This is a genomic window from Candidatus Omnitrophota bacterium, assembly GCA_014728045.1.
Lineage (GTDB): Bacteria > Omnitrophota > Gorgyraeia > Tantalellales > Tantalellaceae > WJMH01.
Genome location: WJMH01000015.1, coordinates 270345 through 283552, shown reverse-complemented (window position 1 = coordinate 283552; position 13208 = coordinate 270345). Strand labels below are relative to the sequence as shown.

At 50.1% G+C, this 13208-nt stretch carries 15 protein-coding genes; all 15 read left to right on the top strand.

All coding sequences use genetic code 11. The features are described from left to right. Positions 1-350: 350 nt before the first annotated feature. The 15 genes from GF409_06510 (at position 351) to GF409_06440 (ending at position 13205) form a co-directional block, all read left to right on the top strand. Positions 351-1376: a hypothetical protein gene (locus GF409_06510; protein MBD3426867.1), complete on the top strand. Its 1026-nt coding sequence runs from the start codon at positions 351-353 to the stop codon at positions 1374-1376. Between the two features lie 117 nt (positions 1377-1493). Further along, positions 1494-2252, top strand: coding sequence for an SDR family oxidoreductase (locus GF409_06505; protein MBD3426866.1), 759 nt, complete (start codon positions 1494-1496; stop codon positions 2250-2252). A 69-nt stretch (positions 2253-2321) separates the two neighbouring features. Then, entirely contained in the window at positions 2322-2729 is a 408-nt protein-coding gene (locus tag GF409_06500) for a transcriptional repressor (protein ID MBD3426865.1), read from the top strand. 57 nt (positions 2730-2786) lie between these two features. Beyond that, positions 2787-3995, top strand: a complete 1209-nt coding sequence (locus tag GF409_06495) for a hypothetical protein (GenBank protein ID MBD3426864.1) — start codon at positions 2787-2789, stop codon at positions 3993-3995. A 136-nt stretch (positions 3996-4131) separates the two neighbouring features. Next, a complete protein-coding gene (locus tag GF409_06490; protein ID MBD3426863.1) occupies positions 4132-5640 on the top strand; it encodes a phosphotransferase in 1509 nt (502 codons plus the stop codon). 235 nt (positions 5641-5875) lie between these two features. Further along, positions 5876-7513, top strand: coding sequence for a trehalose-phosphatase (otsB, locus tag GF409_06485; GenBank protein ID MBD3426862.1), 1638 nt, complete (start codon positions 5876-5878; stop codon positions 7511-7513). Beyond that, on the top strand, positions 7485-9929 hold the full coding sequence (locus GF409_06480; GenBank protein ID MBD3426861.1) for a beta-phosphoglucomutase: 2445 nt from the start codon (positions 7485-7487) through the stop codon (positions 9927-9929). The genes otsB and GF409_06480 overlap by 29 nt, the downstream gene beginning before the upstream one ends. Positions 9930-9954: 25 nt before the next feature. After that, positions 9955-10350, top strand: coding sequence for a response regulator (locus GF409_06475; GenBank protein MBD3426860.1), 396 nt, complete (start codon positions 9955-9957; stop codon positions 10348-10350). A gap of 33 nt (positions 10351-10383) precedes the next feature. Then, entirely contained in the window at positions 10384-10854 is a 471-nt protein-coding gene (locus tag GF409_06470) for a CBS domain-containing protein (protein ID MBD3426859.1), read from the top strand. Between the two features lie 178 nt (positions 10855-11032). Then, a complete protein-coding gene (locus GF409_06465) occupies positions 11033-11503 on the top strand; it encodes a transcriptional repressor (GenBank protein MBD3426858.1) in 471 nt (156 codons plus the stop codon). 48 nt (positions 11504-11551) lie between these two features. After that, positions 11552-11941: a hypothetical protein gene (locus GF409_06460; protein MBD3426857.1), complete on the top strand. Its 390-nt coding sequence runs from the start codon at positions 11552-11554 to the stop codon at positions 11939-11941. A 61-nt stretch (positions 11942-12002) separates the two neighbouring features. Further along, positions 12003-12392: a dinitrogenase iron-molybdenum cofactor gene (locus tag GF409_06455; GenBank protein ID MBD3426856.1), complete on the top strand. Its 390-nt coding sequence runs from the start codon at positions 12003-12005 to the stop codon at positions 12390-12392. Between the two features lie 17 nt (positions 12393-12409). Next, positions 12410-12775 (top strand): dinitrogenase iron-molybdenum cofactor biosynthesis protein, encoded by a 366-nt coding sequence (locus GF409_06450; GenBank protein ID MBD3426855.1) that lies wholly within the window; start codon positions 12410-12412, stop codon positions 12773-12775. A 21-nt stretch (positions 12776-12796) separates the two neighbouring features. Then, complete coding sequence (locus GF409_06445) at positions 12797-12967, top strand: 4Fe-4S dicluster domain-containing protein (protein ID MBD3426854.1); 171 nt, start codon at positions 12797-12799, stop codon at positions 12965-12967. A 13-nt stretch (positions 12968-12980) separates the two neighbouring features. Beyond that, entirely contained in the window at positions 12981-13205 is a 225-nt protein-coding gene (locus GF409_06440; protein MBD3426853.1) for a hypothetical protein, read from the top strand. Positions 13206-13208: the final 3 nt, after the last annotated feature.

Here is a 13208-nt window from a genome sequence, read left to right as displayed (position 1 = left end):
GGGGGGGCAGATGGCAGATCACCACACATTCGGTTATTTACAACAAAGACTATCCAGCGGCAAGATCGTGCTAAATAATTTCATCGACGAAGTCAACTAGCTCGACTTCAACAGATTCAGCAGTATACAATATAGTAAGGCTTAAAAAACTCATCATAGACTGGCTGACACTGACCGATCAGCTTGTCAGGGAAAAGGGGCTTGGTATATAATTTATCCGTATCATCCGGTAAAGGTGTATTAGATCAGAGATGCCGGGGGAGGGAGCCTGAGAGCATTTCGGAAATACCGATCTTGGATTCAATGCATGCATGCTCAGCGGTCTTTAAGAATATGAACGGTCCTTTACAATGAAAAGATATGATTTTGCGCTCACCTGGGACAAAGACCCGTGTCTTTTTACGGACACTTTAAAGTCGGATTGCAGGAAAAAGGGTCTTTCTTTTTACTGGATCACCTATGATCGGGTAAAAGAAGTTATCAAGGCATTGGAGATGAACCGGATGCGGATAAGAATGATGCTCGATACCGAGGCTACGTACGATGAGCCGAGGGATCCTTATGCCCGGGTCTGTTACGCCGTGAAAGATTCCGGCGGGGTGGTCATTAACGATCCGGACAGAACGCGTATCGCCGTCGATAAGGCCGTAATGTACTATGAAGTATTGGACGCGGGCATAACGACACCGTACACGGTCGTTGTGCGCAACTGGGAACCGAACATCTTCAAGTTGCCGGAGGAAGAGAGAAATAAGCTGGGCAGCCCCTTTATCATAAAGCCCGGCTGCGGATGGGGGCACAGGGGAGTGGTTCATAACGCTAAAGGTACGGTCAAGGAGATCGCCACCGCCCGGAATTTCAACAGAGGCGACAATTTCCTTTTACAGGAGAGGATCGAACCGATAGACTTCGGCGGGAGGAGGGCCTGGTTCCGCGTCTTCCATACCTTCGACAAGATCATTCCTTGCTGGTGGGATGACCGTTCTTCGAAGTATGAACAGGTAACGGCAGAGCAGTTCACCAGATACAAGTTAACCCCTCTTATAAGGATAGCCGTTACTATCGCCAGGATGACCCGGATGTCCTGGTTCTCCACCGAAATAGCTGTTGATAGGAAATTCGGCAAACCGAGGTTCGTCGCGATCGATTACGTTAATGACCAGTGTGACATGGAGGCGAGCTCTGAAAGCAAGGACGGGGTCCCGGACCATATAGTCAAGTTCACGGCATTATCCATGGTGCATGCGGCGAAGACCCTTATCGAGAAAAAGAAACCTCCCCCCCCAAAAATATACCATACTGCTTGGCAAGAGCGGCTGGCGGGGGTTAAGAGGATTAGGCTATGCCCCCGACCTGTTGATCCAGGCGGGATATGAAAAGATTTGAACCCCAGAAATCAAGAAAAGCCGCAAGTTTTGTTCCGGGGGCGGGACCTTATTGATCTGGTCATGCGCAAATTATCTTATAAATTACCTACAGGTTAAAGGTGCATTATGAATAATGATAAAAAAATCGCGCTTGTAACAGGCGCAGCCCAGGGCATAGGAAAATGTATCGCACTTACGCTTCTTGAAGGAGGATGGGAAGTGGTGATAGCGGATATAGATGAAGAGGCGGGAAGGGAGGCGCTCGCAGAACTTGCCCCGCGGGGCAAGGTCAGTTATTTTAACTGTGATGTTGCCGATGAAAACTCGGTCATCCGTCTTTTTGAACAGTTCGAAGAGCTTTATTCCGGGCTGGACCTGCTGGTAAATAACGCGGGTATCATGATCACGAAACCGATACAAAAGATAACTTATGGTGAATGGTCCCGCGTGATCGCCGTGAACCTGGGAGGAGCTTTCCTGTGCAGTAAATACGCCGCGGAAAAGTTGCGCCTGGTAAAAGGGTGCATAATCAATATTTCTTCTACAAGGGCATTGATGTCCGAACCGGACACGGAGAGTTATTCGGCTTCAAAAGGCGGGATGCTCGCCTTGACCCATTCTCTTGCCGTGAGCCTCGGCCCTGATATCCGTGTAAATTGCATAAGTCCGGGGTGGATCGAGGTAAGCGATTGGAAAAAATCGGAGAACCGCAAGACCCCGCGGTTAACCGAGGAGGACCACTCTCAGCATCCCGCCGGACGTGTGGGCAGCCCGCAGGATATCGCCCTGGCGGTAAAGTTCCTGTCGGATCCGGGAAATTCCTTCATGACGGGGGAGAACCTCATCATCGACGGCGGCATGACACGCAAGATGATATATCTCTGATCTATTAATAAGAACATTGACCCGAATAACCGTATGTGCTATAAATAGAAATCATTTCTATTTATAGTCATGGAAAATTATATCAATAAGCTCAAAAAGAACCGTCTCAGGATAACCGCCAAAAGGCGGGCGATATTAGAGATATTCTATAAATCCGCAGAAGCTTTTTCTCCGGAGCAGATCAAGGACAAGCTCTCCAGAAGATTCAAGAAAGTGAGTTATCCTTCCGTTTATAAGAATCTTCAACAGATGAACAGGATAGGAATACTCGCGAAGATCGCAAGCCCCGACAGGAGACTGTATTATGCTCTATGCAGGGCCAAGGAGAACACCCATCACCATCATATAATATGTACCAAATGCGGCAGGGTGGGACAGATCGAGGAATGCGACCTGTTCAAGGACAAGATAATAAACGGATACAGGATCACAAGCCATTTCCTGCAGCTGGAGGGGATCTGCCCCGAGTGCAGGTGATGAGGAGACTTTTTGCAATTCAATAAAGATTATTTCTCTTTCACGGAAGGAGGCCACATGTATAGAAGGACCATAAGTGTGATCGTATTGCTCGCCTGCTTCTCGCCGGCTGCTTCGGCTTCCGAGGCGGATCTCCAGAGGCAGATCGATGAATTGAAGCAGCAGATGCATCAGATGTCTACATATTACGAGCGCAAGATCAATGAACTGGAAAAGAAGCTTGCCGGAGCAGAGCATGGACGCGCGATGGATGAAGATATTCATCATAAAGGTGAACACGCGCACGGGGTGTCCCACAGTAAGGATCTTGTAGGGCACAAGCATCATCACGGGATACTGGGCGATAAGGTGAGCGTTATCGGGGCTTTCGATGCCAGATACGTAAATATCGAAAAACAGAAGAATTCGCTTTTCATCCATGAAGCCAAAATAGGAGCCCAGGCGCAGATAACCGATTGGCTTTTCGCATATGTCACTTTCAGCAAGCACCATGGGGAGGATATTGATATAGAAGAGGCGTACGCTGTGTTAGGACTTGAGCAGTTCAACCTGTCGGCTAAGCCCGGCAAGTTCTTTGTGAACTTCGGGCCTGAGAACCTTGCCCATTTCTTTGACAGAAGAACGATAACCCTCTCTGCCATGCACGTGGGGATCTTCGGGAACGAACCCTGGGCGGATACCGGCCTTCAGCTGGATTGGAGGATCCCGCTGGGATTTTATTCGAATCTAGGCGTTTCGGTCTTGAACGGGGATAACGCGGCTAGCTTCGGGGACGGACAAAATGAGGTTTCGAACAATAACATGCCCGTTGCCGTTAATTGGTCCAACGCGTTTGAAACGGACCACGGATTTTTCAAACTGGGCAATTCGTTCGCCTGGGGCCGGTGGGACAGGAACGATGAATATGACGTGTATCTCATAGGCGGGGATGCTTATTACAGGCTTGGGGATTTTGACGCGCAATTCGAGCTGATCTACAGGCGCAAGGACCTTCCGGCCGCGGGTGAAGAGAACGCGTATGGATATTATCTTTGGGGGGCATACAACTTTCCCTTGGACTACAAGTACCTTAAGGGAATAGAATTTTTGGCGGGATTCGGCCAATTCATACCCGATACGGGTGATAGAGAAACGAGAATAACCCCCCAGGTGAGTCTGCTGTTCAACGATTTTGCCAAGTTAAGGGCGACATATGAGGTAAGAGAGCAGTATCCCAAAGACAGAAAGGATAACAGGTTCATTACCCAGTTCGCTCTGGCATTTTGAACGGTGTTGAGAGGAAAGATATGATGAAAGCACCAGAGCGTGATCCGCTTGCTGGAGCACCTCCCGCTGACGCCCTTTTCTTATTGAATATTTTCGGGATATAGAGTAGGCTTTTAACATAAAAAGGAAAAGATCTATGCTGCTGGATATACATCTTCATTCGGCCGAACACTCTAAGTGCAGTATGGCCGATCCGCTCTCCCTCATCAGGCAGGCCTTGAAAAAAGGCGTGCAGGGCGTGGTCATAACCGAGCACAATTATTTATGGTCTCCTTCTGAAATCGAACGGATAAAGAAAAAAGCCGAATTGCAGAAGAACTTCCTTGTGCTCTCAGGACAGGAGATAAGGACCGAGATAGGCGATGTACTGGTATACGGGGCGGAGGAGACGATCAAAGAAGACATGCGCCTCGAAGAGATAAGGACCAATTATCCTGATGCCGCGATAATATGGGCCCATCCATTCAGGTCCGGGAAGCTGCCTTCGGCGGAGCAGCTCACCAGCCCGCATATCGACGGGGTGGAGGTATTCAACGTGAACCATACCCCGAAAGAGAACCATCTGGCGCTTAAGATGTGGCACGAACACAGGTTCACCGCCGTTGCCGGAAGCGACGCTCATAACGAAAAGGACGCCGCGCTTTTTTCAACCCAGTTCTTTCATCCGGTGAAGGACCCTTCGGAACTGGCCATGGAGATCAAGCTCGGCAGGTGCATGCCTTTTGTAAAAGAGATACCCAGGGCGGGGAGCAATCTTATTCTGACCGAAATAGTGATGGGCACAAAGGGCGCCGACGAATCAAGGAACCGCTTTATAACGAAGAAGTTCGAGGGCGAGAAGAACTGGCAGAAATCCAAGAATTCCCTGAGGATCAGGCAATTCCTGCACGATAACGGTTTTGATTCCGGAAAGTACAGGGTCCCCAGGGTCCTGGACGTAAATGAAGATGAGAAACTCTATATTGAAGAAGGCCAGAGGGGGGAACTTCTTTTTGATACCCTTAGCTATGTTTCCCCGGAGATAGGATCGATGTACCTTGAGATGTCCGCCGAGTGGCTTGCCAAAATGCATTCTGCCGGTTTCGATATCGAAAAGGCGGAAAACCCGCTTAAGCGGGAAGTGAAAAAGTTCGATTCTTATCTCGATTCGTTCAGCCAAACGCATAATCCCTACAGGGAGAGAGCAGCCCGCTACATCGAACGGGTGAAGCGTCTCCAGAAAAAGCTCTTCGACGAGGAGAGAGACAGGTTCGTTCAGTGCCACGGTGATTTTCATCCCAAGAACATAATCATAGGCCAGGACAGGGCGCGGGACATAAGCACTTTGTTCGTTTCGGTGATAGATTTCGATAGTTCGCTTGTCATTTCTGCCGAATCGGATCTGGGTTGCTTTATTTCGCAGTTCCTGTACCAGTTCCATGAGATGCCCCATGTGACCGAAAAATACCGGATGGAGGGTTTTGTCGAAGCCTATGCTGCCGCAAGAGACCTCAAGGCGGAGGATCTGGACAGGAACATAAAGCTTTTCATGCTGCGGACTAATCTCAGCATAGCATCTTTTCTTATTAAAGTAGGTAAAGGCCAGAGCGAGGACATGGATCTGGTGATGAATGGATCGGAATCGCTATATGAAAGCCTTAAATAAGATCTCACGATTCCTCACGGGTTTCCGCAGCACCAAGTCTTCTCAAGAGGAAGAACCGCATCATTCGAAAAAGTGGAATTAGCTATAAAAAACGGTCGGCATCCGGGGTAAACCGGATGACGGATTTGAATAAATGAGATTTTCACGTATAATATAGTATATAATATTAATACTAAATTATTTCCCATTAATAAAAAGGCGCTTTCCTGGTACGGGCGGTGCTGGCAACCATTTCATGAAAGGGTGGTTTAAAGTGAGTGATTTTTATTTTGACGCTATCATATTCGATATGGACGGAGTGGTGACCAAGACGGCTCTGGTACACGCGCATGCGTGGAAAAAGACCTTCGATGAGTACATGAAGCGGAGGGAGGAGGAACACGGCGAACCTTTCACGGAATTCACCCATGACGGTGATTACCTACCTTACGTTGACGGTAAACCCAGGTACGAAGGGGTGCAGAGCTTTCTGGAATCGAGGGGCATAGAACTGCCTTACGGCGAAAAGAGCGACCCTGGAAATAAAGAGACGATATGCGGGATAGGCAACAGGAAGAATGAGCTTTTCAGGGAGGTCCTCGAGGAGGACGGGGTCGAACGGTATGAGCCTATGGTAGAGTTCATCAAGGAGGTCAAGCAGCACGGCGTGAAAGTGGGAGTTGCCTCTTCTTCGAAGAACTGCGAGATGATACTGGAAAAAGCCGGCGTCCTGGATCTTTTCGAGACACGGGTGGACGGCGTGGTCTCGGAGACACTGGGGCTCAAAGGGAAACCCGAGGCCGATATTTTCGTTACCGCCGCAAGGAACGTCGGAGCCGAGCCGGCCAGGACCATAGTCGTCGAGGACGCGACCTCCGGCGTGGCAGCCGGACGCAACGGGGGGTTCGGTCTTGTCCTGGGAGTGGCCAGGAAAGATAATGTCGACGCGCTTCTTGCAAACGGCGCGGATATAGTGATGAAGGACCTCTCGGATATGAGGATAGGGTGGCTCCAGAAATGGTTCCAGAGGAAACCCCACCACCTGATCGATAAATGGAACGCCATAGACAATCCCTCGAGCGTACAGCTCTGGGAGTTTAGGGAGGACGTGCCGATCTATCTCAATCCCTGCTACCTGAGGACGGGTAAAGATATCTTCGAAAAGGATAAGACGGTCTTTTTCCTGGATTATGACGGCACGCTCACTCCGATAGTGGACCGGCCGCAGGACGCGGTGGTCTCCGGCGAAATGAAGGATACCGTCGAGCGGCTTTCAAAAAAGTGCCGGGTTTTCATCGTAAGCGGTAGGTTCAGGGAGGACGTGCAGCAGCTTTTGGGCATAAAGGAACTTCTTTACGCGGGCAGCCACGGATTCGACATAGAGGGTGAGGGTTTTTCCATGGTCCATCCGAAGGCGAAAGAGGTCATTCCTGTCGTCGAGGAAAACATAAAGAAGCTGGAGGCCGAACTGGGGGATATCGACGGGCTCCTGATCGAGAAAAAGAAGTTCAGCGTGGCGGTGCATTACCGCCTTGTCGATGAGGATAAACATCTTCCACGCATTAGGAAGATGGTCGAGGATATCGCCCGGGAGAACGATTCCCTGAGGCTTATGAGCGGCAAAAAGGTCTTTGAGCTCCTTCCGAACATAGAGTGGGACAAGGGAAAGGCTATAAGATGGATACTTGAAGCCATGAAAATGGACTGGCACGATGCTAACATGATATATATCGGAGATGATGTTACCGACGAATTCGCTTTCAGGATGCTCAGAACAAGAGGGACAAGTATCCTTGTTTCAAAGGAGGAAAAAGCGTCGTCGGCGGATTTCCGTTTAAAAGATCCGCAGGAGGTGAGGGAGCTTTTTGAAAAGTTCATCCACGAGATCGGTTGATAACGAAAGAGAAAAACTAAAAGGTTGGGAGGTCCTCTACGAGGGGTTCGACCCCTCCCTGGAGGACCTCAGGGAGACCCTTTGCACCCTGGGTAACGGTTACATGGGTATACGCGGCGCAGCGACCGAGTCGAGCGCTTCAAAGATACATTACCCGGGAACTTATCTGGCGGGCATATACAACACCCTCGGGACGGACGTCTCCGGGAAAAGGATCTTCAACGAGGACATGGTCAACTGTCCTAACTGCATGCTTCTTTCGTTCCGCGTTAACAAGGACAAATGGAACGAGGAAGAGAAAATAGAGATCCTCTCCTACAGCCAGAAACTTGACATGAAAAAAGGCCTTCTTATCAAGTCCCGGCGCGTCCGTGACGAAGCGGGACATGTAAGCCGCATCGAGGAAAAGAGGCTTGTGCACATGAAGCATCCGCATCTTGCGACCCTCAGCTATACTATAACTCCTGAAAACTACTCCGGGAAACTTCTGGTAAGGTCTTTTATCGACGGGGCAGTGCAGAACATGGGAGTTGCCAGGTACGGTGAGCTCAATTCCAAGCACCTGAAGCTCGTTTCCCGCGGGTCGGTTAAGGATGACTTGGTATGTCTGACCATGAAGACCAATACCTCGGGCATTACGATAAGCGAAGCGTCGAGGCTCAGGATATACCGGGGCAGCAGGAAGCAGAAGCTGAAGCGGAAGATCATCAAGAAAAAGGAAAAGATAGGGAGCGAGCTCACTGTTCAGATAAAAAAGAACAGCTCCCTGAGGCTCGAGAAGACATGCGCGGTCTTTACTTCCAGGGATGTCCCTTCCGGGTCCGTGGAGAAGCACGCGGTCAATACCGCGAGGAAAGCTCCGGCTTTCAAGAGTCTCCTGCGCTCGCAGGAAGAAGCCTGGAAGAAGCTATGGCAGATATGCGATATCAGGATAGAAGAGGACCTTTTCGCTGAGACCATACTAAGGTTCCATATGTTCCACCTGATGCAGTCGGCTAGCCCTCACAACACCGAAATAGACGCGGCTCTGGCGGCAAGAGGCCTTCACGGGGAATCCTACCGGGGGCATATATTCTGGGACGAGGTCTTCGTGCTTCCATTCGTAAGCACTCATCTTCCCAGAACGGCCGAGGCGCTTTTGATGTACCGCTACAGGCGCCTGGGGCCGGCCAGGGAATACGCGAAAGAGAACGGGTACGAGGGGGCGATGTTCCCCTGGCAGAGCGGTTCTTCGGGCCATGAAGAGACCCAGAGCATCCATCTTAATCCCATGTCGGGTAAATGGGGCCCTGACCTGAGCCGGAACCAGAGGCACGTTTCTTTCTCGATAGCTTATAACGTCTGGAGAAACTGGGTCATCACGGGCAACCGGAAGTTCCTTGCGGATTACGGAGCGGAGCTCATCCTTTCCATAGCAAAGTTCGGTTCCAGCCTATGCGTTTATGACGAAGAGGACGGCAGATACCATACCGAAGGCCTGATGGGACCTGATGAGTTCCACGAGAAACTCCCGTTTTCCCGAAAGGCCGGGTTCAGGGACAATTTTTACAGCAACATGCTGATAGTCTGGATGCTCATGAAGGCCAGGGAGGTCCTGGAGATCCTTCCCGCCGACCGGCGAAGGCAGCTCAGGAAGAAAATAGGGATCAGCGAAAAGGAACTTCAAAGATGGGAAGATATCTCCCGGAAAATGAACGTCATAATCAACGAAAAAGGGATAATAAGCCAGTTCAAAGGATATTTCGATCTCAAGGAGCTTGACTGGGAAGCTTACAGGAAAAAGTACAAGAACATACACCGCATGGACAGGATACTTAAAGCCGAGGGTAAGTCCCCGGACGATTACAAGGTGGCCAAACAGGCGGACGTGCTCATGCTTTTTTATCTGATCCCGTTCAATGAGATAAAGGATCTTTTTGAAAGGCTCGGCTACAAGATAACCAAGAGGATGCTGAGGGATAACTATGAGTATTACGAGACCAGGACAAGCCACGGCTCGACCCTTAGCAAGGTAGTGCACTGTTATGTTTCCCACATACTCGGTATGAGAAAAGCTTCCCGGGAATGGTTCTTCGACGTCCTGGAAGCGGATATCCACGACGTAAAGGGAGGTACCACCCTTGAGGGTATACACACCGGGATCATGGGAGGATCCATTGATATAGCTATCAGGGGCTTCGCCGGCGTTCATATCGCCGAAGACCACGTAAAAATAGAACCGAGACTGCCCTCTGGCTGGGATAAGATGGATTTCAGGATGCTGATAAGGGGGCTAAAGGTCAGGTTAATCGTTTCAAAGAAAAGTGTTAAAATAAAGATAGAGACGCGCAAGTCACGCACCAAGGGTCTAACCTTCAGGGTGGCGGGAAGAGAAAGAACCCTTAAGCCCGGAGGAGAGACCCGGATGAAACTGTGAAAGCACGCTCGAATTGGAGGCAGACATGAAAACCGGTAAGATACTTATTGTAGAAGGGGATCTGACATTTTCAAAAGTACTGCAAACGCAGCTCAGGGATGCCGGATACGTGGTCGACGCCCAGCAGACAGGGCAGAAGGCGCTTGAGGAGCTTAAAAGGGAATGGGTGGACCTTCTGATAGTCTCCAGTAATCTTCAGGGGGAGATGGACGGTTTCGGGTTCATCAAAGCGGTGAAGAAGAACAAGGGGCTTTCCAAGATACCGATACTTATGACCTCGAACAAGCCCGGGATAAAGAAGGTCGTGGAAAAACTGGGCGTGGAGGATTTTTTCGAAAAACCCTCAAAAGTGGACGTTCTCAAGAAAAGGGCCGAAGAGATCCTTGAGAAAAAGGGCCAGGTCAACGTGGACAGGATGTAAAGGCGCTATCTAATAGGTTAAGGAGGCTTTACCATGAAAAAGGATTTTAATAATAAACTCAAGACCCTTGACAAGAAGATCAAGAAAATAAAAGCCAGGGACATGATGACAGAAGAAGTTATCACCATAGGCCGTAACGAGGACCTTTACAAGGCCGCGGACCTGATGATAAAGAACAGGATAAGCGGCATCCCCGTTGTCTCCAGGGGAGGCAAGATACAGGGGATAATAACCGAGAACGATCTGTTCATGGTAATGGACATGGTCAAGTCCGGGGACGTGACGTTCGACAACAATAAAAAGGGCGTGATCCCCCCGGTCAATTTCGCGATGAGCGTCGAGGTCAACACCATAACCAAGGATACTACGCTAGATGAGATAATCGTCCTTATGAAATACAAGAACCAGCACACCATACCCGTCCTGGAAAAAGGGAAACTTGTCGGTATTATCGGCAAACAGGACGTTTTCAAGAAGTTCTATTCGGCGGTAAAGTCCTGCTAAAGGCTTCTCGGGCAGAGGGGATCTACTGCTATTTTTCCCGGATCGGGAAAGTACCGGTCAGTCCAGCTTATCACTTACTATAATACTAAATGATGCAAATAAAAATCCTATTGACAAACAGTAAAAAATGGACTATAATTGATAATGGAAATCATTATCAATAAGAAAGGTGATAAATATGCCCGAAAGAAGAAGGTTCGGCAGAGCAAACTGGCACAGAAGGTTCAAGGGGTTGGGGTACAGGATAACCATACCCAGAAAAGCGATAATGGAAGTCCTCCACAGGACGAAAAAGCATCTTAGCGCGGAAGATATATATATGGAAGTGCATAATCTTTACCCCCAGGTGGGTCTTACGACGGTGTACAGGACCCTTGAGCTATTGACAGAGATGGGGCTGGTCTCGAAATTCGATTTCGGCGACGGAAGAGCCAGGTACGAGCTTGTTTCCGATCCCAAAGAGGACCATCATCACCATCTTATATGCACCCGGTGCAAAAGGGTCATAAATTACTCGGAGTTCATTGACGAGGAGCTTGAATTTTTGAAAAGGGCCGAAAAAGGCCTGTCTGAAAAATACAATTTCGATATAAAGAACCACGTATTTCAGTTCTACGGACTCTGTGATAGATGTAAAAATAAGGAATGATCCGGGTGCCCTCGTGTCCCGGAACAAATGAAAATAAGGAGGTGTATTATGCCAGGTGGTGACAGAACAGGCCCAAGGGGCTTAGGTCCAATGACAGGAAGAGGTGCCGGTTACTGTGCGGGTTATTCTACGCCCGGTTACGTGAATCCCGTACCCGGAAGCGGATACAGCGGGCGCGGCAGAGGCTGGTCTGCGTACGGAAGAGGTCGCGGGGGCGGCCGCGGATGGCGCAACTGGTATTATGCTACGGGTATGCCCGGGTGGCAGAGGGCCTCATACGGTTATCCCGCCTACGGGGAACCTTATCCTTCGGAGCCTACGGCCGAAGAGGAGAAAGAGATGCTGATGGACCAGGCTGAAAATCTCAAGCGGGAGCTTGAGGATATCCAGGACCGTATCAGCACATTGGAAAAAGCCAGGGAAAACGAAAAAAAATAGCAGGGATAAAGGCGGGGAATAAGAGCTTATCCCCGCTTTTTTTTCTGAGCGGGAGGATAATATGCGAATAGCTATTTCTACCGATAGCGGGAAAGTATCCGCTCATTTCGGAAGGTGTCCTTCTTTCACCATTATTGACGTGGAAGAAGGCGAGCTTATCAAGAAAGAGGAACTTGCCAATCCAGGGCACCACCCGGGTTTCCTGCCCCGTTTTTTGCATGAAAAAGGCGTCGAGAGCATTATTGCCGGCGGTATGGGGCGCAACGCGATGGACCTGTTCGCCCGGCAGGGTATCGAGACGTTAGTGGGCGTGAGCGGTCCAGTGGAAGAGGTCATAAAAAGCATTCTCACCGGTACCCTGGAAGGCGGGGAAAGCTTGTGCAGGCCCGGGGGCGGCAAGGGATACGGGCTTGACAAGACCGAGTGTGACCATCCCGAAGAAGAAAGATAATGACAAGGAGGAAATCTATGAGGATATGCGTTACTTCACAGGCGGACACACTGGATTCACAGGTCGATCCGAGATTCGGAAGGTGCCCGTATTTTATGATCGTCGATACGGAAACCATGGACTTTGAAGCTGTCCAGAACCCGAACGTGACCGGGATGGGCGGTGTCGGCGTGCAGTCCGGACAGCTTATGTCCGAGAAGAAGGTCAAGGCCGTGCTTACCGGCAACGTGGGGCCGAACGCGTTCCGGACCTTGAAGGCCGGCGGGATAGATATTTACGCGGGCGTTTCGGGGACAGTTAAAGAGGCCGTCCAAAAATACAAAAACGGCGGGCTGAAACCCGTTGACGATGCCAGTGTAGATTCTAAATTCGGTATGGGCTGATCGCCCGGAAAGGAGAGAACAATGATAGCCAAGGTCGACCTCGACAAATGTACCGGTTGCAGTGCTTGTGTCGATTCGTGTCCGGTCAACGCGATAATAATGGAGAATGATAAAGCCGTGGTCGGCGAGGAATGTATCGGGTGTGGAGCCTGCGTGGATGTATGCCCGATGGGGGCTATTACTGTTTCATGAGAAGGAGGTAAAAATGCCACTTGGAGACGGAACCGGTCCTTTCGGGCAGGGGCCCGGAACAGGAAGAGGAATGGGACGAGGTGCAAGAGGCAGGATGGGCGGTAACCGTCCCGGCAGCGGTCCGGGAGGCAACTGCCTGTGCCCCAGCTGCAAATTGAGCATGCCGCATCAGGCGGGTGTTCCCTGTTATAACGTCAAATGTCCCAAATGTGGCGCGTCAATGGTCAAGGAACAATAAGAA